Raw genomic sequence first — 20,898 nt, forward strand, 5'->3', positions numbered from 1 at the left:
CGAGGCACGGGCGATCAGTACAGGACGTTCTTCGCAGCCTGCGAATCCAGGTTCTGCTTGTCGACCATCACGACGCCGGTGTCGATCAGCTTCGGCGCAGGCTTGCGCTCGATGACGTCGAGCGCCGTGCGCACGCCCTGGTTCCCCATTTGCCACGACCCCTGCACGGCGATCGCCTGGACGGTGCCGTCGCGCACGAAGCCCTGCAGATCCTCATTGCCGTCGAAGCCGATCGCCACCACCTTGCCCGCCTTGCCCGACTGCTTCAGCGCCCGACCCATGCCGACCGCGGTCGGCTCGTTCGCGCCGAAGATGCCCTTCAGGTCGGGATTGGACGACAGCACGTCGGTCGTCTGGTTCAGCGCGGTCGCCATTTGCGATTGCGAGTAGTACGGGCCGACGATCTGCAGCTTCGAATGGCTCTCGATGTACTTGCGGAACCCGCCGACGCGGCTGATCTCGGACCCGGCGCCCGGCACGTACGACATGATCGCGATCTTGCCGGACTGGCCGACGCGGTCGATCAGCGCCTTTGCGCACAACGCGCCGGCCTTCTCGTTGTCGGTCGACAGGAACGCCTGGTAGTACGGCTTGCCGGCATCCGAGATGGCCGAGTCGATCAACACGACGGGAATGTGCGCCTCCCATGCCTTCTTGATCGCGGGGACGAGCGCGTCCGGATCGGACGGCGCGAGCACGATGCCGGCCACGTGACGCGTGACCGCGTTGTCGACCATGTTGACCTGCCCGCTGATGTCGGACTCGGCCGCCGGCCCCTGGAACGTCATCGTGTAGCCCTTGACGCCGTCGAGTGCCGCCTTCGCGCCCTTCTGCACGTTCTGCCAGTAGTTCGAATTGACCGTCTTGACGATCACGGCGATCTCGCCGCCCGCCGCATACGCACCGCTGTTGCACATCGCGAACACACACGCCGATGCCGCCAGCAGGATGGATGTCTTCATGTCTCGCTCCGCTTCTCGTTGGTAGGGACTGCTTGCTGTTGGTCAGGGCCGGCGATTGCGCAACTGGTCGATCCAGACCGTGCCCAGGATCACGATGCCGATGATGATCTGCTGGATGAAGCTCGACACGCCGTTCATGTTCAGGCCGTTGCGCAGCACGCCGATCACGAACGCGCCGATCGCCGTACCGGAAATCGTGCCGACGCCACCCATCAGCGACGTGCCGCCGATGACCGAGCTGGCGATCGCATCGAGCTCGTACATCACGCCTTCGTTCGGCTGCCCGGTGACGAGCCGCGACATCAGCACGCAGCCGGTGACGCCCGCGAGCGCGCCCGACAGCACGTACGTGAACAGCTTCACTCCCCGCACGTTCACGCCCGACAGCCGCGCCGCCTCCGCATTCGAGCCGACCGCGTAGATATGACGGCCGAGCGACGTTCTCGACAGCAGGACGGACACCACGACGAACAGCACGACCATGATCACGACCGGGTACGGAATGCCGGGAAACGTCGTGTCGGGGAACCCGTCCGCCCCGATGCGCGAGATCCGCAGCAGCGCGCCGTTGCCGAGCGCGCCGAACGCGTCGCCGAGATCCGATACCGGGCGGGCGCCCGTGATCTGGAGCGCGATGCCGCGCGCGACGAGCATCATGCCGAGCGTCGCGATGAACGGCGGCAAGCCCATCTGCGTCACGCAGATGCCGTTGACGAGCCCGCACAGCGCGCCGACCAGGATGCCGGCCGCCATCGCGGCGGGTACCGGCACGCCGGCCTTGACCAGCAGCGCCGCGCACACGCCGGCCAGCGCGAGCACCGAGCCGACCGACAGATCGATGCCGCCCGTGATGATGACGCAGGTCGCGGCCACGCCCAGATAGGCGATCGACGTCACCTGCAGGCCGACGGTCATCAGGTTGTCGACCGAGAAGAACGCCGCGCTCGATACCGAGAACGCGAACACCAGCAACACGAGACTGCCCAGCGCCGCGAACTTCTGGATCAGGTCGCGTCGCCGCTGTCGCGCCGCCCGCTCGTCGGCCTGGCTTCGATCGGATGTCATTTCAAGCATGGGAACGCCCCGACGCGTAGTGCATGATCTCCTCCTGACTGGTGTGTTTCGTATCGAGAATTGCCGTCATTCGACCTTCGTGAAAAACGGCGATCCGGTCCGTCATGCCGATCAGCTCCGGCAATTCCGAACTGATCAGCACGACGCCGACACCGTCCGCCGCGAGCCGATCCATCAGCCCGTAGATCGCGAATTTCGCGCCCACGTCGATCCCGCGTGTGGGTTCGTCGAAGAACAGGATCTTCGAGCCGCGATACAGCCATTTGCCGATGACGACCTTCTGCTGGTTGCCGCCGGACAGGTTGCGCACACGCTGATGCACCGACGGCGTGCGAATCGCGAGCTCCTGCACGTAGCGGCGCGCCACGTCGAGCTCGTCGTCGAAGCGCAGGAATCCGAATCGGGAAGCGATGCCGCGAACGTTCGCGAGCGTGAGGTTCGCCGCGACCGGCATCGACAGCGCGAGCCCTTCGTTCTTGCGGTCCTCCGACAGATAAGCGATGCCGTGCCGGATCGCTTCGCGCGGCGAACGGATCGTTACCGGCCGGCCCTGCAACGCGATCGTGCCGCCGTCCGGGCGATCCGCGCCGAAGATCGCGCGTGCGATCTCGGTTCGGCCGGCGCCCATCAAGCCCGCGAAACCGAGGATCTCGCCGCGACGCAATGCGAACGACACCGGCCCGAACACGCCGTCCCGGCGCAGTTCTCGAACGTCGAGCAGCACTTCGTCCGTCGGCACCGATTGACGCGATGGATAGGCGTCGTCGAGCGTGCGACCGACCATGCGCGCGACGATGTCGTCGATGCTCACGTCGGCGAACACGTCCGTCGAGATGTGGCGTCCGTCTCGCAGCACGGTCACGCGATTGACGATCTGCGCCATTTCGTCGAGCCGGTGCGAGATGTACAGGATCGCCACGCCGTCGGCACGCAGCTCGTCGATGATGCGAAACAGCTGCGCCGTTTCCGTTTCAGTCAGCGACGACGTGGGCTCGTCCATGATCAGCACGCGCGCATCGTGCGACAGCGCCTTCGCGATCTCCACCATTTGCTGCTGCGCGATCGACAGCACACCGACCTTCGTGGTCGGCGCGACGTTCAGGCCGATGCGCGCGATGCAGCGCGCCGCATCCGCGTTCATGCGTTTCGTGTCGACGAACGGGCCGCGCCGCGGCTCGCGCGCGAGGAACAGATTCTCCGCCACGCTCAGGTGCGGCACGAGATTGAGCTCCTGGTGAATGATCGAGATGCCGGCCGCCTGCGCTTCGGATGCCGAACCGAATCGCACCGGCGCGCCGCGATAGTGAACGACGCCCTCGTCGGGCAGGTACTGTCCGCTGATGATCTTCATCAACGTGGATTTGCCCGCCCCGTTTTCGCCGCATACCGCATGCACCTCGCCGCGCCGCAGGTCGAGGCGAATCCCGTCCAGCGCCAGCACGCCGGGAAAGCGCTTGCGTATCCCTTCCAGGCGCAGGATCTCCCGGTCGGCTTCGGCCTGCGCGGCTGGAACCGGCGGTTTGCTGGGCATTGCCATTGCGTCTCCTTGGAGCGGGCCGACCTCGACACCACCTGGTCAGTCCAATTTCGAAGAATTACATCAATCTCGGCACGTTTGGTCAAGCCAATTTATATATATCTATCCTGTCTTACCAATGGTAGAAACCCGGAGGCCCGACGGAACCGGCTGCCGGAAGGCCGGCCAGGGCGGGCGTGATAGACTCCGTGACACGCGCGAGCATCGACCACGCCTCGACTATTACTCATCGAATGAAATCGACAGAACCAAAGCGGCTTTACCAATCTGTCGCGGCCCAGATCGTCGCGCTGATTCGCCAGGGGGAATTCGCGATCGGCGAGCGCCTGCCGCCCGAGCGCGAGCTGGCGCTCACGCTCGGCGTGTCGCGCCCGTCGCTTCGCGAAGCGCTGATTGCGCTGGAAATCGGCGGCCAGATCGAGATCCGGATGGGTTCCGGCGTCTATGTCCGCGATACGGCGGCCGATGATGTCGGCGCGATGGTCACGCTCGGCGACAGTCCGTCGGAGCTGATGCAGGCGCGCGCGGTGATCGAAGGCAGCGTCGCCGCACTGGCCGCCGCGCGAATGACGGCCGCGATGCTCGATCGCCTGCGCCGCACGGTGCAGCGCATGAAGCGGCTCGCGGAGGCCGGCAAATCGCCTGTCGAAGCCGACCGGCAGTTCCACATGCTGATCGCGGAAGCCGCCGGCAATTCGGTACTCGCTCGCTTCGTCGGCGAGCTGTTCGACAGCCGACACGACCCGATCGCCGCGGCCATGCGCGGCCACGCGGAGAATCCGCAGACATGGACGGCCGCCGTGCTGGAGCACGAGAACGTACTTCAGGCGCTGCAGGCGGGTGACCCGATCGCCGCGCAGACTGCGATTCGCGCGCATCTGCGCGCGTCCGAAGCGCGGTGGGTCGAAGGCGGGCTGAAAACCGACGCGGATTTGGGCAGCCCGGTGCAAGTACCGCAAGCCGGGGGCGAGTAAAGTTCGCTTCAGTGGCGGGGGACGGCCTCTCAGCGGCGAGCGGATAAACGGCCGTTGTGCCTCGGAATGCGGTCAAGCGCGTGATAACCGCGACGTGCTGGTTTTGGTGGGCTGTAGCCGGCCCGGAGCGTCCGCTCGGCGCTCCAAGCGGACGTCTTCGGTATGTCGGCATACCGTGACCAGCGCAAATCGGATGGACGCCCCGTGATCTATGCGCGGATCAGCGTGTCGCTCTGGAAAAGGCGATAGGGAACTGACTCAAGGTTCATGCGCTCGGGCATTGGCAGTCCATTTCCGCAGTAGTCGATCTCAATGTAGCTCAAATGACCTGAATCGTCGGCGAACAAAAGAATTTCCAGCGATCGTGACTCGTCGGGCTCGCTGAGGTCCCGAAAATTAGCTTCAAACACTAAACCGTAACCGTGTCCGCTCTTAGATATTCTGGGCACACCATCGGGCGCAGCCATTGAGAGCGAGAAACTGTTGCACCCGCATTGACAAAGCTCGCCGATTTCAGCATTCGCGAATTGTGCCGCGAGCGCATCGCGATTCGGAAACTGGCAGCGTTCGAGGATGAACGCAATCCAGCAGGCTGCGCGGTTCAGGTCATTTCGCATGTTGCGCCTGGATTGATGCGGAGCGAATCGCGGTTCGCCAGTGCATTGAATGTGGGCGATCTACGCGACAGTGTCAACCGTCCCCTCCCGGCCGACTGCCGCCCAACGCGGTCGGCCGTAGCCGACCCATTGCCGTCATTCCGATCCCGGCGAAGGCAATGTCCGTTGCACACGGCACATCGATCATTCATGCCGTCAAGTCCACGCAGCACTTGGACGAAAAATTGGGTCGGCACCAATTCAACTACTTTTCTTTTTTTGCGTGAACACGGCTTGCGACCGAATCCCGTCCTCTGTGAATACAACGGTCAGTCGAGCGGCGTTGTTATCATCGAGGATGGATTCGTCAGTGTGGAACACACGTCCAATTTTTTTATCCTCTTTCGTGTAGTCGCTGGCGGAATCAATCGGGAAATTTAATATTCCATTTTTCAAATCAAGATCAAGATCGACCCCCCTGATCGGATATTTCTCCTCGTCGCAAAAATAGTAATAATTCGGCGTCGGGAAAGTCAGCTTCACCTTAATGACTGGATTCGTTTCGCGCAACCCGACTCGTTCTTTTTCCATTTTTCCACACAATTCAACAACAAACTGTTTCAGACTTATTGGCATGTGATCAGAATATCGATGCATAAGTGTCACATCGAAGCCATGCACTCGCATCGCTGAATGCAAGTGCCTCTCCGCCGCTCCGCGTGGCCGGCCGTTGGCATCTAACTTTAGGCTCAGTTTTTTCAGTAAAGCCGTAAAGTTGTACCCGTGAAAGCTGATCGTATTTCTAAGCTCATCTAGCGCAGCCGCCTTCATTTCTGATAATTGGCGAAATTCGATTCCATTTTTTTTCGCTTTTTCCATCGCGGCTGGCGTGAAGCCCTCCGCCGATACAGCAATCAGCTTGTCGAGATTTAAAGATGATCTTTTGCCGATCAGCTGTTCAATCCACGTAACATCCTGCGGCGTGTTTCTTTTTCGACATTCAAATCCTATCAGCAACGTTGTTGAGCCCGCGTTAACACGCATCACTGCATCCACTTCTCGCGGCTCGCGAGTATCAACATCGATCAGAAAGTCTGGGGATTTAATGGACGCCAGACTACCAGATAACGCAGATTCAATCCTCGCCACCTGCTCCTCGAATTTTCGCCACTCGGCATCGCTTTTAGCTATCATCTTTCCCTATGGAAGTTTATTTCAACGTGGACATTTCACGAAAAGAATATTCTAAACGACAACGGCGGACCCGGTCCGAACGCGGCTCTTCGTGTCAGCGTTCGTTGTGAGTCTGCGGAGCAGTTGCCAGTGAACGTCGGTCATCTCGAGAGCAACTGCCATTCGAAAGTCTACGAGCGCACGCCGATCGATGACCGTTGTTGGCCGACAGCAGCCAGACGTATTCGGCTGTAGCCGACCCGAAACGGGCGTTCAACTCTCTCGGAAACAGCCGCGGTGCACCGCAGACAGTGCGTGAGTGACGTCAACACCGCAGTACCGCCACCAACCGATTCGCAAACCACGCCCCGGATTGACATCTTCGATTGGCTCCACGCCAGTCGACCAACGCGAAAACGGAAACCAAGCACCTCGATACGAAGACCGGCACCCCCGGGTCAGGCTGCGGTTGCGCACCCGCATGGATCAAGGACACCAAGAATCAAGATCGCCTTTTGATTCAAGGGCGGGACATTGCAATTTGTCGGCTCACCGCAATGAATTCGGGATCGTCGAACAACTGATGCAGAAGACTCTGGAAAATTGCAGTCGCCTGCATCATCCCGTCTCGTGCAGCCAGCACACCGATGAACTGCACATCCCACTTGGTCTGTGCGCGCAACACCTTGTCATAGATGACCGCCCGCCCGTCCGACACGACAAATCTCCCTGCGAGGTCCGCGTGCCCGTCGAGCACATGAACATCGGACAGGGAGGCGGTCAAAACGGCGGGTGCGTCCGCTGCATATAGCCCCGCCGACACGAGCTCGATGCGAAGTGCCTCTTTCAAATACGAGGTCCACGACCCATCCGCCGGCGCCGCGATGCTCAACGACCGAACGTGCGTCTGAATATCCGCAGGTTCCGCCCCGCGCACTACCTGATAGCGTGCCGTGCTCGGAACCTTCATCAATGCCATCTGATTTGCAATACTAATCTGATAGACAGGTGCCGGCGTCACGCACCCGCCGCAAGCAGCCAATATGCCGGCGAATAGCAACCGCTTCCCGAGCGACAAACCACACTTCCATCGCGGCACAGTGCGCAGCATCATTGAGCGAGATCGGAGGCTTGATCGATTTGTTCGAGGCTTTTCCCGATTATTTGACGCAGCATTGTCGCGGACGCCTCCTGCACCGTCATTCGCTGCAAGCCTTCCGGCCCGGAGGCATTACCGATCGTCGTATGAATTGCATGCTTGACGGTGGTGGTCACTGGATCGTGACCAGGCTCGAGGTAATTCGTCGTGCAGATGTAGCCGTCCGTTACCATCGTGCCGATCAAGCCAAACGTGAGGCCGGTTCCGAAACCTTTCGCTGCAACATTGTCGGTCAACGGAACGTTGTTGAGGGTGATCGAAAGCTTGCGTCCTGACGGGACCGGTTCGTACGAGACTCGACTAAACAACCCGGATTGCGACACTTGCTCGAAGATACGTGGACGCAGCGCTTCGGTTGCGTGAGCATTCGCGACGCCCTTCGTTTGGAACTCAACGAGCAGCTGGATTGGCTGCGGATTCGCGGATTTTTTCAACTCCGCATAGCGCGGTTCGCCAAGCGACCGATCGACATACGAATGAGGTGCCAAGCACGCAGACAGCGACAATGTCAGTCCAATGGTGGCGGCAACTCGAGCGATATAAATATTTTTGGTCATATTAGTAGATTTTTGAATACAGATGCCAAGAAGAAAAGCAGCCGTGTCGCATGCGCTTCCTTGGCAACAAATGATCCACGTCTTCCAGCCAAACTCCCCGAGCGGAAAAACGCGTCGAGCGCTCTGCTCAGCGACCTCCCCGTTACGGCCGCCATCGATGCAGTCTGCATGCCTGCGAATCGTACCGGATTGTTACAGTCACTTACAACGACCCACCATCAAACATTGTCAACCCTTCCCGCGCAAGCGATCCGGACGAGATATCGAACGTCTCGGACTGGCCAGCTGTAGCCGACCCAGAACGGTCGATCAGCTTCCCCAACCCATGTCGGCTGACGCCCCGCCCACTGCCCTTGTCACCACGCCGCTGACCGCAGCCTGGTAACCAACTGGCACGATGTCCCTTTTGCGCAATGGTGAATTCGATGTTCGGTACTTCTGGCACCAAGGCCCCGCGCATACAGTCAGGTCAGCCTTCGGATGCGGCGCTTTCCGCCAAAACGGACCCGCACGAAGCTTAGTTGACGTTCTAAAGGAACAATCATGCTGACCAGGACATCACCCACACTTGCCACCAACCCCGACGTGGCGACCGAAGACGCGCAATACTTCGAATACACTTCGTCCGCCAATCCGATCGGCGCGAAACTCATCTCGCGCGTGCCGTTTCGCAATTTTCCGCCTTCACTCTACTCCGACGGTCCGACGCGGGTGGTGCCGCTCGACCTGTCCGCCGAACTCGGGTGTCCCGGTCCCGCGACCGGTCCGGGCTTGAGCGCGAACTTCCTGCGCATCGAGGCTGGAGAAGCCTTGACGTTCGATCCGATCGCGACCTCGCAGGTCTGCTACGTGATCAGCGGAACGGGCCGGGTGGAACAAGGCGCAACGCGCTTTCCGTTCGCGCAGGGCGACTTCTTTACGCTTCCCGGCGGTATCTCTGCTGTGCTCAATGCGGATGCGACCGCCACGCTGTATTACGTCAACGATGCGCCATTGCTGAGCTACCTCGGCGCAACCCAGGTACAGGCGCGCTTTGCGCCCACACGCTATCCGGCAGCAGCGGCACAGGCGGCGCTGCGCGAAGTCGCGGAACAAAGCAACGCTGGCCGCCGCAATCGCATCAGCGTACTGTTGGGCAACGCCAACTTTCCCCAGACGCGCACGGTGACGCACGTGTTGTGGGCAATGTTCGGCATCGTGCCGCCGCGTTCGATGCAGAAACCGCATCGGCACCAGTCGATTGCGCTCGACTTCATCGCCGGCGGCGGCCCGGGCGTCTACACGTTGGTCGGAACCGAACTCGACGCAGAGGGCAATATCGTGAATCCCACTCGCGTCGATTGGGAAGCAGGCATGGCATTCGTGACGCCGCCGGGATACTGGCACGCGCATTTCAATGAAACCGATGACAACGCGTACGTGATTCCGATCCAGGATGCGGGCTTGCAGACGTATCTGCGCACGCTGGACATCCGCTTCGCCCGTTAAGGGGCGCGCTCCGGCTCGAGTCCGTCGTCCCAGTACGGCGGCTCGCCGAACGCTTCGGCGTAGAAGTCCACGAAGGCGCGCACTTTGGACGAAACGATTTTTTTGGGCGGATACGCCGCCCAGACCGCGGGTTCGGCTCGTCCGAGGCGCGCCTCCCACTCGGGCAGCACCTGTTGCAACTTTCCGGCGCGCAGGTCCGCGGACGCCAGCCAGGTCGGCAGAAGCGCCACGCCGCAACCGGCCACCGCGAGCGCGAGCACGGCCTCCTGGTCGTCGGCGCGCAATCGGCCTTTCAGTTCAATCATCAACGGCTCAGAAGCTTCCTGCACCGGCCGCAAAGCTGCGCGGGAACGTGTAAAAGACCATTTGTCGTCGGGCATCAGCGACAAACGAAGCGTGTCGTGAGCAGGCAGATCGTCTGGAGTACTTGGCGTACCACGACGTCCGAAATACGCGGGGCTGCCGCAGACGATACGGCGATGTGGCGCGAGGCGCCTCGCCATCAGTGACGAATCGGGCATCACGCCGGTGCGAATGGCCACATCGACGCCCGCGTCGATCATGTTGACCGTTTCGTCCGTCGAGACGATGTCGAGGTCGATGTCGGGATAACGCGCCATGAAGGCCGGCAGATGCGGCACGACGTGCAGCCGCCCGAATGCAGGCGGTATCGTCACGCGCAGCAGGCCCTGCGGCGAGCGATTCAGCGATGAGGTTGCTTCCCGTGCCTCGTCGAGGGCTTGCAACGCGAAAACTGCGCGTTCGCGAAAGAGTCGGCCGCCCTCTGTCAAGACGAGTCCGCGCGTCGACCGGTTGAACAGCGCGATGCCCATATCTTTTTCCAGCTCGCTTATGTAGCGTGAGACGGTCGAGGTCTTGACGGCCAGTTCATTGGCCGTCTTGCTGAAACTCTCCAGTTCAGCTGCGCGGACGAAAGCCCGTACTGCGGCAAAGTAATCCATGGGATCCCGGAGGCGAATTTGGTGACGTGGCTGTCTCGAACTTAGCACATTCCACTGGCTCGGCACGGCTGATGCGGACCGGCGGAGATTGTCGCGACGGAGCCTGGCGTCATGCAGCAAAGGGCTGCGGCTCTCTCGTACCCGTGCAAGCCGGCCCGGCGGTCGACGAACGTGTGTCGGAGTCGGTATCTCGGCAACTTGGCTAGACATCCGCTTCTGGCTCGCATCGGCATTGCACGGACGTCGGCGTCGGGCGGTACGAACCGGTGCAGGACGGCGCGCCGCGGCAGCCGTTCGTTGGTGCGCGACAGCTATAATTCATGCCGTTCCCCCGACGAATATCCGCGCAATGACGGACGCCAATCTTCCTCACGTGCTGGTGGTCGACGACGATCCGGTGATCCGCGAACTGTTGTCCGACTACCTGTCCGACAACGATATCCGCGTGACGGTTGCCGCCTGCGGCCAGGATATGGCGCGAGCGCTGGAATCCTTTGCGATCGATCTCGTGATTCTCGATCTGCGCATGCCGGGCGAAGACGGCGTGCAGATCGCCCGCGAATTGCGTGCGCGCTCGAACCTGCCGATCTTCATCGTGTCGGGCAAACGTGACGAAGCCGACCGCGTGATGGCGCTCGAGCTCGGCGCCGACGATTACCTTACCAAGCCGTTCAGCAATCGCGAACTGCTTGCGCGCGTCCGCGCATTGCTCAGGCGGGCTGGTGCGACGGCCCCCGCCACCGGGCGGGGCAACGACGCACGCGCATACCGGTTCAGCGGCTGGGAGTTGAACGTCGGCACTCGGCGGCTCACGGATCCGGCGGGCACGCCGGTCGAGCTCACCAACGGCGAATTCTGTCTGCTCAATGCGTTTCTGGCCGCGCCCGGGCGCGTGCTGTCCCGCGACCAGTTGCTCGAATCAAGCAGGCTGTACGACGACGTATACGACCGGTCGATCGACGTCCAGATCCTGCGCCTGCGCCGCAAGATCGAGCCCGACCCGTCGCATCCGGTCTTCATCCGTACCGTGCGCGGCGCGGGCTACGTGCTCGACGTGCCGGTCACCCGGTTGAGCGCGGCGGCCGGATGGACGAACGGAACGCCGGTGTGAGCGTGCACATGCCGCTCAGGCGCACGGCCCGCAACGAAAGAGGCGCGACGCGACTGCGGCCGCCGCCCGCGAGCCGCACGGCTCGAGCGGCGTCCGCGCGTGTCGTCAGGCCGCCGCAGCAGGACTGAACGTCGATGCCGAACAACTCGCCCTATCACCGAACGCTGTGGCGCGCGAGACGCTACCGGGCCATGATGCTGGCGGCGTGTCTGGCCGTGCTGCTCGTTCTGGTCGCGTTTGCGCGCGACACGACGTTCCGCGTCGGTGCCGTGAGCCTGTGCGTGATTCTGCTGATGTATGTGCTGACCGCCTACATGCGGCGTCTCGAACACGCGAACCGGGCAATGCGCACGAGCGAGCAGCACTGGCGCACGGTGTTCGAGAACGCACCGGTCGGAATCCTGGTGCTGCGTGCGCACGACCGCTATCTGATGGCGAACCCCGCGTTTCAGCAGATGGTTGGCTACAGCGATCGCGAACTGTCCGAGCGACGCGCATCGGATATCACGCACCCCGACGATCGCGCCCTCACGCAGGCGCACATCGATCAGCTGGTGCGCGGCCAGGATCGCGTCAGATTTCAAAAGCGTTACGTGCACCGAGACGGCCGCGTCGTATGGACCGACATGAGCGTCGCGCGCGTGTTTTCGGCTCATCAGCCGGCCGACACGGATGCGGAAGACCTGATCATCGCAACCGTCGAGGACATCACGCAACGCCTGGCCGATGAAGAAGCGCGACACGGCCTGGAGCGCCAACTCCGTCAGTCGCAGAAGCTCGAAGCGCTCGGCACCTTCGCCGGCGGCGTCGCGCACGACTTCAACAACATCCTCGCCGCGATCCTCGGCTTCGGCGATCGCGCACTCGCCGGCGTCGCACCCGCCACGCCCACGCACCGCGACATCGAGCAGGTGCTGAAGGCGGGAGAACGGGCACGGCTGCTGGTCGAGCGCATCCTGACATTCAGCCGCAGCGGCCCGACCGCGAGGGAGCCGGTGGACGTGGGCGCCGTTGTCGAGGAAACGGTGGAACTCGTGCGCGCGACGCTACCGCCGCACGTCGCGCTGGACGTCCGTATCAGCGTGCGCGATGCGTACGTGCTGGGCGACGCCACGCATCTGCATCAGGTCGTGATGAACCTCTGCGGTAACGCGATCCATGCGATGCGTGCCGGCGGCACGCTGCGCATCGAACTTGACGTCGTCAGCGTCGAGACGCCGCGCTCGCTGTCGCACGGCGCGCTGCGCGCCGCCCGCTTTCTGCGGCTCACGGTCGCGGACGACGGTTGCGGCATTCCGGCCGAGATACTGGAGCGCATCTTCAACCCGTTCTTCACGACGCGCCCCGCGGGCGAGGGGACCGGACTCGGCCTGTCGCTCGTCGACGGCATCGTCCGCGAACACGGGGGCGCCGTCGACGTGCACTCCGCGCCGGGGGAAGGTGCGCGTTTCGCCGTCTATCTCCCCGCCGCGGACGCGCGCCCGGCGCCGCGTGTCACAGGGAACCCGCCGCCTCGCGGGAACGGGCAGGTGGTGCTGGTGATCGACGACGAAGAGACGCTCGTGCGCCTCGCGGAAGACGCGCTGGCCGATCTCGGGTACGAGCCGGTCGGATTCTCGTCGAGCGAGGCCGCATGGGATGCGCTGAACGCCGATCCGGGCCGCTTCGATGTCGTCGTGACCGACCATACGATGCCGAATTTGACCGGCCTCCAGCTCGCGGCACGCATCGCCGACCGGCGCGCGGATCTGCCGGTGATTCTCTGCAGCGGCTTCAGCACGGCCTCGCTCGAGCGTGAAGCCCGCGCGCTCGGTGTGCGCATGGTGCTGCGCAAGCCGCTGAAGTCGCGCGACCTCGCCGACGCGCTCGCCCGCGTGCTGCGCTGACGTCGCGACCGGGCCGGCGGGCGCCGCGTTCGTTTCAAATGTAACGCAGCCGCCGCAATCTGCAACGCACAAGCAACACCCCGCGCCGACACTCCATCGCAATGCAATCTCGCAATGGAGCGTTCGCATGGAAGCAACGGCCCTCCTGTTGTCGCGAATCCAGTTCGCGGCCACGGTCTCCTTTCACATCATCTTCCCGTCTTTCACGATCGGCCTCGCGGCGTGGCTCGCGGTACTCGAGGCGATGTCCATCGCGACGGGCAACCGCGTATATCGCCGGGTGTTCGAGTTCTGGCTGAAGATTTTCGGCGTCGCGTTCGGTATGGGCGTGGTCTCGGGCATCGTGATGGCGTTCCAGTTCGGCACGAACTGGAGCGAGCTGTCGCGCGCGAGCGGCCCGATCCAGGGGCCGCTGCTTACTTACGAATCGTTTACGGCTTTCGCGCTCGAGGCGACGTTCTTTGGCGTGATGCTGCTGGGGCGCGCGCGTGTGCGGCCGTGGTTCTATCTGACGTCGTGCATCCTTGTCGCGGCCGGCACGACGATGTCGGCCTTCTGGATCCTCGTGAACAACTCGTGGATGCAGCATCCGGTCGGATACGTCGTACAAAACGGCATATTCGTACCGACCGACTGGGCAGCGATCATCTTCAATCATGTCGTGTGGGTGCGCTTCCCGCACATGCTGCTGGGTGCGTACCTGACGACCGCGTTCTGCGTGGCTGCCGTCGGCGCGGCCTATCTGCTGAAGGGCCGCTACCGGGTCGAAGCCACGATCATGGTCCGGATGTCCGTTACCCTCGCCGCCGCGCTCGTCCCGCTGCAGATCCTGTTCGGCCACCTGACCGGCGACTATCTGCACGACGACCAGCCGGCCAAGTTCGCGGCGGTCGAGGGTCGATGGACCGACGAGCAGCCGGCCGCCGAGGTGATTTTCGCGATTCCGGACGCCACGCACGAGCGTAATCGCTTCGAATGGAAAGTACCGGTGCTCGGCAGTCTGATTGCGTCGGGCACGGTGGATTCGCGCGAAGTCGGCCTCACCGACTTTGCCGCCGCCGACCGGCCGCCGGTGCTGATTCCATTCTTCGCCTTCCGCGTGATGGCCGGCTGCGGGCTGATCATGCTGGCGCTTGCATGGGCGGGCACCGTCGCGGCACGACGCGGCCGGCTCGAACGACGGCGCTGGCTGCTCTGGCCGCTCGCATGCAGCTTTCCGCTCGGCTTCATCGCGATCCTGGCCGGATGGTTCACGGCCGAAGTCGGGCGCCAGCCCTGGGCCGTCTGGGGCGTGCTGCGCACCGCGGACGCGCTCACGCCCGGGCTGACCGCACACTTCGCGGCCGCGACGCTCGCGCTGTTCGTCGCCCTGTACGCATTCATTTTCTGCTTCGGCGTGTACTACATCGTGCGGATCGTTCGGCGTGGCCTCGTGATCGGCAACGTGCTGACCGTCTGGAACGGTCACGTCATCCAGCAAACGCATACGCCCGCCGCGCTGCCGGTGCACGCGCCGCGCCGCGACGTCCTCAAGATTCGATAAGGAGAACTTCGATGATGAACTGGTTCTGGTTCGTCGAGCTCGCGTTCGCGCTCGTCGCTTACCTGATGCTCGACGGATTCGACCTCGGCGTCGGCATGCTGACGGCTTGCGCCGGCGATGCGCGCGACGAGATGATCGCGTCGATCGCACCGGTGTGGGACGGCAACGGCACGTGGCTCGTCATCGCCGGCACGATCCTGTTCGGCGCGTTTCCGTCGGTGTATGCGATCGTGCTGCCGGCGCTGTACGCACCGCTCGGCCTGATGCTCGCCGGATTGATCATGCGCGGCGTCGCGATCGAATTTCGCCACAAGGCGGTGCGCTCGCGCCGCCTCTGGGATGTGCTGCTGTTCGTCGGCTCGCTGCTTGCCAGCGTGATGCAGGGCGTGTGCGTGGGCACCTACGCGCAAGGGCTGCCGGTCGACCACCTGCGCTACGCGGGCACCGGTTTCGAATGGTGTTCGCCGTTCCCGCTGTGGTGCGGCGTGAGCCTCGCGCTCGGCTATGCGCTGCTCGGCGCCGGATGGCTGGTGTTGAAAGGGCAACGCGCATCGCAGCGCATCGGCCGCGACGCGATCACCCGGCTCGCGCCGATCACCGCACTGTTCGTGCTGTCCATTCTCGCGTCGACGCTGCTGACCGAGACGACCGTCGAAACGCGCTGGCTGCTGCATCCGCTGCTGTTCGTGCTGCCCGTCGCCGCGTGCGTGACGTTCCTTTACGTGCCCGCCGCGGCACGACGCGACGGCGCATCGGCCTATCTGTTCGCCGCGGCGGGATGCATCGCGATGGTGCTGATGCTCGCCGCATCGTATCTGCCGTTCATCGTGCCGTTCGACCTGACGCTCGATGCGGCCGCCGCGCCGCGCGCGAGCGAGACGTTCATGTTCTGGGGAGCCGGCCTGTTCGTCATGCCGTTCATCGTGTTCTACACCTGCGTCGCGTACTCGGTGTTCCGCGGCAAGGTGTCGAACGATCACGCATACCACTGACGCTTTCGCTTCCAGCGTTCAATTCAACCGAGGAATCCCATGAAAGTCGCCCTTTTCATTCCGTGTTTCATCGACGCGTTCTACCCGGACGTCGGGATCGCCACGCTGCAGTTGCTCGAGCGTCTCGGCTGCGACGTCGACTATCCGCTCGACCAGACCTGTTGCGGCCAGCCGATGGGCAACAGCGGCTGCGAAAAGCAGGCCGCCGCAACCGAGAACCTGTTCGTCAGGAACTTCACCGGCTACGACTATATCGTCGCGCCCAGCGGCAGCTGCGTGCACCACGTGCGTGACCACCTGACCGCGGCCGACCAGACGCGCGATGCCGTCGCCGTGCGCAAGAACACGTACGAGCTCGTCGAATTCCTGCACGACGTGCTGCGCGTGCGCGAATTTCCATGGGCCGAATTCCCGCACAAGGTGGGCCTGCACAACAGCTGCGGCACATTGCGCGGATTGCGGACCGCGAAGATGTCCGAGATCGACGAGCCGTTCTTCTCGAAGCCGCTGACACTGCTCAAGGGCGTCAAGGGCATCGAGTTCATCCAGCCCGATCGACCCGACGAATGCTGCGGCTTCGGCGGCACGTTCTGCGTATCGGAGGAACCGGTTTCCGCGCGCATGGGCGCCGACAAGGTGCGCGACCACAAGCGCAACGGTGCGGAGTACATCGTATCGGCCGATTCATCGTGCCTGATGCATCAGAAAGGCTGCTCGGATCGTCTTGGACTCGGACTGAAATTCATCCATATCGCACAAATCCTGAATGGAGCACGAGCATGAAACGCGTAGACCACGTCGGCGCATCCGCGAAATTCATCGCCGACGAAAAGCACATCCAGTTCCATGACAAGCGCCTCTGGGAGCTGCGCACGTCGCGGGATACCGAGGTGCACGGCATCCCCGAATGGGAGGAATTGCGCACGCTTGCATCCGCGATCAAGGAGCACACGCTCACGCATTTGCCCGAGTATCTCGAGGAATTCGAGCGCAACGCGACCGCCAACGGGGTGATCGTTCACTGGGCGAAGGATGCCGCCGAACACAACCGGATCGTGTACGACATCCTAGAGCGCCGTAACGCGAAGCTGCTCGTGAAGAGCAAGTCGATGCTGACCGAGGAATGCGAAATGCGCCCGTACCTGGAGGAGCGCGGCATTACCGTCGTCGAAACCGACCTCGGCGAGCAAATTCAGCAACTCGATGACGAGCTCCCTTCTCACATCGTCGTGCCTGCCGTACACAAGCTCGCCACCGACGTCGCGAAGATCTTCTCGGAGAAGATCGGCACCGACCCGAACGAGAGCAACATCCCGAAACTGGCCGAAGCGCAGCGCAACGCCACGCGCCCGTTGATCCTGAATGCGGACGCCGGCATGACCGGATGCAACTTCGCGGTAGCGGAAACGGGTGGCATCACGGTGTGCACGAACGAAGGCAATGCGGACTTGAGCGCCAACGTCCCGCCATTGCACATCGCGTCGATCGGCATCGAGAAACTGATTCCGAAGCTCGAGCATCTGGGCGTGTTCATCCGGATGTTGTCGCGCAATGCGATCGGCTCGCCGATCACGCAGTACACGTCGCACTTCCGCGGCCCGAAGAAAGGCGGCGAAATGCATTTCGTGCTCGTCGACAACGGCCGCTCCGAGCGGCTCGGCATGGACGACTTCTGGTACTCGCTGAAGTGCATCCGCTGCGGCGCGTGCATGAATACGTGCCCCGTCTATCGCCGCAGCAGCGGCCTGAGCTACGGCGGCGTGTACTCCGGCCCGATCGGCGCGATCATCAACCCGACCTTCAACCTGCGCAAGTACAGCTCACTGCCGTTCGCGTCCACGATGAACGGCAGCTGTACCAGCGTATGCCCGGTAAAGATCAATATCCACGAGCAGATCTACAAGTGGCGCCAGATCGTCGCGGAAAAGCATGAACTGCCGTTCGTCAAGCAGGAGGCGATGAAAGTCGCCGGGCAGGTGCTGTCACGGCCGGCGCTGTACCGCGCGGCCGTCAAGACGGCCGGCACCGCGGTATCGGTACTGCCGCGCGCCGTACTCTACAACCCACTCAACGTGTGGGGCAAGCATCGCGAAGTGCCCGATGCGCCCGAGCAGACTTTCCGTGACTGGTATCTGAAGAGGAACAAGAAATGAGCAGCCGAGACCTGATTCTTTCCCGTTTGCGCGACGTGCGTCCCACGCCCCGGCCGCTGCCCGACGTGCCGCTGTTCGATACGGTTCTGCCGCCCGCCGTCGATACGTTCCGCGCATCGCTCGCGCGACTCGGCGGCACGTGGTGCGCGATGCCCGAAAACACGTCGCTCGATGCATTCGTCCGCTCACGGTTTCCCGGCGCATCCGTGTTCTGCTCGGCCACGCCCGAATTCGACGGCAACCGCGACCTCGCGACGATCGACGATCCGCGCGCGCTGAACGACGTCGACGTCGGCATCGTGCGCCCGGCGTTCGCCGTCGCGGAAACCGGCTCGATCTGGCTCAGCGAGGCGCAATACGGCGTCAACGCGCTCGGTTATCTGTCGCAACACCTGGTCGCCCTGCTCGACCCCGCGGACATCGTCGGCAACCTGCACCACGCGTATCACCGCAGCGAGTTCTTCGCGGCCAATTACGCCGTGTTGATGAGCGGGCCGTCGGCGACTGCCGACATCGAGGGCGTGCTGGTGCGCGGCGCGCAGGGTATCCGCTCGCTCACCGTTATCCCGTTGCCGAGGCCCGTCGGCGATCGTTGACGCAGGAGCATCCGATGAGTGCCATCAAGCGCATCCGAGACTCGGCTATCCGCGTGGTACGCGACGGGCGGCATCACCTGCCGCTGCCCACGGCTCTGAAGGCCGGACTGGTGTGTGCGGCGCCCGCGCTGCTCGCCGCCACGCTGCACGCGCCGCTGCTGTGCTGGGCGGCGATTGCCGCGTTCTGGACCTGCCTCGCCGACGAGCCGTCGGAATCGATCCGCGAGCGTGCGCTCGCGGGCGTGCTGTTCGGACTGGTCGGCGCGCTTGCGTCCGCCGCCGCGACAGCCGTGGCGGATCTCGCCTGGCTCGCGATCGCCCTGACCGGCATTGCCGTCTATATCGGCGGCCTCGCCCGGCTGGGCGGCGCAACGATCGGCACGCGCGGCCTGCTGCTTGCCACCGCGTGCGCGGTGTCGGCCGCGTTTCCCGCACATCCGTGGCCGGCGCCGGCCGAGTATGCAGCAAGCTTCGCGGCCGGCAGCCTGTGGGCGGTCGCATGCCTCGTCGGCCTCTGGCACGAAACCCCTGCGACCCGCGCACGCCGGGCGGCGTTCGCCTATCTGTACGCGGCGGGATCGTTCGTGCGTGCGCTGGTGCCGGTCGCGCACGATGCGCGGCACGCGAGCGGCCCGAACCGCGCGGCACTGCGAACGCGCCTCGATGCGCTGGTTCGCGCGGCACGGAGCCACCCGGACGATGTCGGCGCCGCCGTGACGGCATGGCAGCGAGGCGGCGAACGCTCGATCGCACTGCTTGCGAGCCTCGATAGCTTGATGCGCAATCGGCCGACCGACAGCGGCGCCGCAGCCGCGCTGCTGGTTCCGTCACTGCATCGGCTCATCGCGTTGATCGACGCGCACGCCGACGCCGTGCTTGCGCGGCCGGATGCTTGCGCCGCCGTCACGCGGCTGCGCAACCGGCTGGCTGCGGATCTGCGCGGCGCGACGCTGCGAGCGGAAGGCGCGGCGCTGGCCGAACCGGCGCGGACGTGGCTGCAATCGTGTCTGGCGCTCGTGATGGCATTCACGGATATCGGCGGCACGGATGGCGTCAATCGACGCCCGACACCGCCGCAGCAAACGCGACGGCACGAGCCGTTCGGCGCGATCGCGACCGCGACAGGCTCGGCGCTGATGGAAATCCGCGCAAACGGACGCATCGCGCGCTATGCGCTGCGCCTGTCCGTGGCGGCCATGCTCTCGGCCATACTGGTGCGCGCGTTCGACGTCCAACAGGGTTACTGGATGGTGCTGACGACGTTGTTCGTCGCGCAGCCGACCGTGCCGCACACGCTCAGGACGTCGGCCCTGAGGGTACTCGGCACGATCCTGGGCGCGATTCTCGCATCAGCGGTCGCGCTCGTATGTCATAACCCGGTGGTTCTCGCGCTGGCCATCGTGCCGCTTGCGACGGGCACGTTTTCCGCGAGGCCGCTCGACTACGTGTCGTACATCTTGTTCCTGACGCCGCATTTCATCCTGGTCGCGTATCTCGGTGCACCGATCGCATCGCCGTGGCTCCTTGCCGGCATGCGGGTCGCGAACAGCATCGCGGGCGCGCTCGTTGCGCTCGGCGTCAGCGTGCTCGCGTGGCCCGATTGGGAGCGCGGGCGGCTCGACGCCGTATCGAGCAGTGCGATTGCGGCCGTCACGGAATACATCGAACTCGTCCGTACGTTCGTCACGACGCGCGGCATCGACGAAGATGCGCTCATCGCGACAAGGCGGCGCGCGTGCACAGCGACCGACGAACTCGACGCGCTGTTGACGGCCATGCGCGTTGAGACCGTCTTGAAGCGACGGTGCCATACCGGCGATGCGCGCGAGCTGGTTCGTCACCTGCGCGATGCAATCGGCGCAGCCGCGCCACTTGAATGCCTTGCGCCCGACTTGACCGGCGCTCGGCGGGCATGGTTCGCGATTGGCGCACATCCAGGCGACCCGCGACGGAATTTTGTAACCGATCAGGCAGTGCGTCTGATGTCGACGTTATCGGAATCCAGCCTGGCTCGACGGGCCGTTACGGGAGGCTGATAGCGATGCGGACCATCGGGCCGGCGCCGGTTGTAGAAATGCGTGTCGTGGCATCAGGCAAGCGTGCGCCCATCGCACCGACGTATCGTGATCCGAGCG

At 63.7% G+C, this 20,898-nt stretch carries 18 protein-coding genes; 10 read left to right on the plus strand and 8 right to left on the minus strand.

The window, feature by feature from the left end:
* Positions 1-14: 14 nt before the first annotated feature.
* From HW466_RS13515 to HW466_RS13525, 3 genes are read right to left on the minus strand one after another with little or no spacing between them, the layout of a single operon-like run.
* Positions 15-962 (minus strand): ABC transporter substrate-binding protein, encoded by a 948-nt coding sequence (locus HW466_RS13515; protein ID WP_059545860.1) that lies wholly within the window; start codon positions 960-962, stop codon positions 15-17.
* Positions 963-1,004: 42 nt separating this feature from the next.
* Positions 1,005-2,036, minus strand: coding sequence for an ABC transporter permease (locus tag HW466_RS13520; protein WP_151003557.1), 1,032 nt, complete (start codon positions 2,034-2,036; stop codon positions 1,005-1,007).
* Entirely contained in the window at positions 2,029-3,573 is a 1,545-nt protein-coding gene (locus HW466_RS13525; RefSeq protein ID WP_151003555.1) for a sugar ABC transporter ATP-binding protein, read from the minus strand. Before HW466_RS13525 ends, HW466_RS13520 begins: the two co-directional genes overlap by 8 nt.
* 233 nt (positions 3,574-3,806) lie before the next feature.
* Between HW466_RS13525 and HW466_RS13530 the strand changes: the two genes are divergently transcribed.
* Positions 3,807-4,547, plus strand: coding sequence for a FadR/GntR family transcriptional regulator (locus HW466_RS13530; protein WP_151003553.1), 741 nt, complete (start codon positions 3,807-3,809; stop codon positions 4,545-4,547).
* Between the two features lie 209 nt (positions 4,548-4,756).
* Here HW466_RS13530 and HW466_RS13535 read toward each other — a convergent pair whose 3' ends face one another.
* From HW466_RS13535 to HW466_RS13550, 4 genes are all read right to left on the minus strand, one after another.
* On the minus strand, positions 4,757-5,164 hold the full coding sequence (locus tag HW466_RS13535) for a hypothetical protein (RefSeq protein ID WP_151003551.1): 408 nt from the start codon (positions 5,162-5,164) through the stop codon (positions 4,757-4,759).
* A 240-nt stretch (positions 5,165-5,404) separates the two neighbouring features.
* Positions 5,405-6,337 (minus strand): restriction endonuclease, encoded by a 933-nt coding sequence (locus HW466_RS13540; RefSeq protein ID WP_151003549.1) that lies wholly within the window; start codon positions 6,335-6,337, stop codon positions 5,405-5,407.
* Positions 6,338-6,836: 499 nt separating this feature from the next.
* Positions 6,837-7,430, minus strand: a complete 594-nt coding sequence (locus HW466_RS13545) for a hypothetical protein (protein WP_151003547.1) — start codon at positions 7,428-7,430, stop codon at positions 6,837-6,839.
* Positions 7,427-8,032 carry a hypothetical protein gene (locus HW466_RS13550; protein ID WP_059774399.1) on the minus strand — a complete coding sequence of 202 codons (606 nt, stop codon included), beginning with the start codon at positions 8,030-8,032 and terminating at the stop codon, positions 7,427-7,429. The genes HW466_RS13545 and HW466_RS13550 overlap by 4 nt, the downstream gene beginning before the upstream one ends.
* 543 nt (positions 8,033-8,575) lie before the next feature.
* Between HW466_RS13550 and HW466_RS13555 the strand changes: the two genes are divergently transcribed.
* Entirely contained in the window at positions 8,576-9,520 is a 945-nt protein-coding gene (locus HW466_RS13555) for a cupin domain-containing protein (protein WP_059507896.1), read from the plus strand.
* Here HW466_RS13555 and HW466_RS13560 read toward each other — a convergent pair.
* The gene (locus HW466_RS13560; protein ID WP_151003545.1) at positions 9,517-10,482 is read right to left on the minus strand and encodes a LysR family transcriptional regulator; all 966 of its coding nucleotides are present in this window, start codon (positions 10,480-10,482) and stop codon (positions 9,517-9,519) included. The two genes, HW466_RS13555 and HW466_RS13560, sit on opposite strands and share 4 nt — an antisense overlap.
* 349 nt (positions 10,483-10,831) lie before the next feature.
* Between HW466_RS13560 and HW466_RS13565 the strand changes: the two genes are divergently transcribed.
* The 8 genes from HW466_RS13565 to HW466_RS32275 all read left to right on the plus strand — a co-directional run bounded on the left by HW466_RS13565 (position 10,832) and on the right by HW466_RS32275 (position 20,799).
* Positions 10,832-11,593, plus strand: a complete 762-nt coding sequence (locus HW466_RS13565; RefSeq protein WP_151003542.1) for a response regulator — start codon at positions 10,832-10,834, stop codon at positions 11,591-11,593.
* A gap of 134 nt (positions 11,594-11,727) precedes the next feature.
* Positions 11,728-13,479 carry an ATP-binding protein gene (locus HW466_RS13570; protein WP_151003540.1) on the plus strand — a complete coding sequence of 584 codons (1,752 nt, stop codon included), beginning with the start codon at positions 11,728-11,730 and terminating at the stop codon, positions 13,477-13,479.
* Between the two features lie 127 nt (positions 13,480-13,606).
* Positions 13,607-15,022, plus strand: coding sequence for a cytochrome ubiquinol oxidase subunit I (locus HW466_RS13575; protein ID WP_151003538.1), 1,416 nt, complete (start codon positions 13,607-13,609; stop codon positions 15,020-15,022).
* An 11-nt stretch (positions 15,023-15,033) separates the two neighbouring features.
* Positions 15,034-16,014, plus strand: coding sequence for a cytochrome d ubiquinol oxidase subunit II (gene cydB / locus HW466_RS13580; RefSeq protein ID WP_203385186.1), 981 nt, complete (start codon positions 15,034-15,036; stop codon positions 16,012-16,014).
* A gap of 39 nt (positions 16,015-16,053) precedes the next feature.
* Positions 16,054-16,797 carry a (Fe-S)-binding protein gene (locus HW466_RS13585; RefSeq protein ID WP_151003536.1) on the plus strand — a complete coding sequence of 248 codons (744 nt, stop codon included), beginning with the start codon at positions 16,054-16,056 and terminating at the stop codon, positions 16,795-16,797.
* A complete protein-coding gene (locus tag HW466_RS13590; RefSeq protein WP_151003535.1) occupies positions 16,794-18,167 on the plus strand; it encodes a lactate utilization protein B in 1,374 nt (457 codons plus the stop codon). The genes HW466_RS13585 and HW466_RS13590 overlap by 4 nt, the downstream gene beginning before the upstream one ends.
* A complete protein-coding gene (locus tag HW466_RS13595) occupies positions 18,164-18,763 on the plus strand; it encodes a LutC/YkgG family protein (RefSeq protein ID WP_151003533.1) in 600 nt (199 codons plus the stop codon). The genes HW466_RS13590 and HW466_RS13595 overlap by 4 nt, the downstream gene beginning before the upstream one ends.
* 14 nt (positions 18,764-18,777) lie before the next feature.
* Positions 18,778-20,799 carry an FUSC family protein gene (locus HW466_RS32275; protein WP_174905817.1) on the plus strand — a complete coding sequence of 674 codons (2,022 nt, stop codon included), beginning with the start codon at positions 18,778-18,780 and terminating at the stop codon, positions 20,797-20,799.
* Positions 20,800-20,898 lie beyond the last annotated feature (99 nt).

The organism is Burkholderia territorii (genome assembly GCF_902833055.1).
GTDB classification, from domain to species: Bacteria; Pseudomonadota; Gammaproteobacteria; order Burkholderiales; family Burkholderiaceae; genus Burkholderia; species Burkholderia territorii.

Coding starts and splice junctions, on each gene's coding strand:
- HW466_RS13515 (WP_059545860.1), bottom strand. CDS start 962: ATGAAGACATCCATCCTGCTGGCGGCATCGGCGTGTGTGTTCGCGATG.
- HW466_RS13520 (WP_151003557.1), bottom strand. CDS start 2,036: ATGCTTGAAATGACATCCGATCGAAGCCAGGCCGACGAGCGGGCGGCG.
- HW466_RS13525 (WP_151003555.1), bottom strand. CDS start 3,573: ATGGCAATGCCCAGCAAACCGCCGGTTCCAGCCGCGCAGGCCGAAGCC.
- HW466_RS13530 (WP_151003553.1), top strand. CDS start 3,807: ATGAAATCGACAGAACCAAAGCGGCTTTACCAATCTGTCGCGGCCCAG.
- HW466_RS13535 (WP_151003551.1), bottom strand. CDS start 5,164: ATGCGAAATGACCTGAACCGCGCAGCCTGCTGGATTGCGTTCATCCTC.
- HW466_RS13540 (WP_151003549.1), bottom strand. CDS start 6,337: ATGATAGCTAAAAGCGATGCCGAGTGGCGAAAATTCGAGGAGCAGGTG.
- HW466_RS13545 (WP_151003547.1), bottom strand. CDS start 7,430: ATGATGCTGCGCACTGTGCCGCGATGGAAGTGTGGTTTGTCGCTCGGG.
- HW466_RS13550 (WP_059774399.1), bottom strand. CDS start 8,032: ATGACCAAAAATATTTATATCGCTCGAGTTGCCGCCACCATTGGACTG.
- HW466_RS13555 (WP_059507896.1), top strand. CDS start 8,576: ATGCTGACCAGGACATCACCCACACTTGCCACCAACCCCGACGTGGCG.
- HW466_RS13560 (WP_151003545.1), bottom strand. CDS start 10,482: ATGGATTACTTTGCCGCAGTACGGGCTTTCGTCCGCGCAGCTGAACTG.
- HW466_RS13565 (WP_151003542.1), top strand. CDS start 10,832: ATGACGGACGCCAATCTTCCTCACGTGCTGGTGGTCGACGACGATCCG.
- HW466_RS13570 (WP_151003540.1), top strand. CDS start 11,728: ATGCCGAACAACTCGCCCTATCACCGAACGCTGTGGCGCGCGAGACGC.
- HW466_RS13575 (WP_151003538.1), top strand. CDS start 13,607: ATGGAAGCAACGGCCCTCCTGTTGTCGCGAATCCAGTTCGCGGCCACG.
- cydB (WP_203385186.1), top strand. CDS start 15,034: ATGATGAACTGGTTCTGGTTCGTCGAGCTCGCGTTCGCGCTCGTCGCT.
- HW466_RS13585 (WP_151003536.1), top strand. CDS start 16,054: ATGAAAGTCGCCCTTTTCATTCCGTGTTTCATCGACGCGTTCTACCCG.
- HW466_RS13590 (WP_151003535.1), top strand. CDS start 16,794: ATGAAACGCGTAGACCACGTCGGCGCATCCGCGAAATTCATCGCCGAC.
- HW466_RS13595 (WP_151003533.1), top strand. CDS start 18,164: ATGAGCAGCCGAGACCTGATTCTTTCCCGTTTGCGCGACGTGCGTCCC.
- HW466_RS32275 (WP_174905817.1), top strand. CDS start 18,778: ATGAGTGCCATCAAGCGCATCCGAGACTCGGCTATCCGCGTGGTACGC.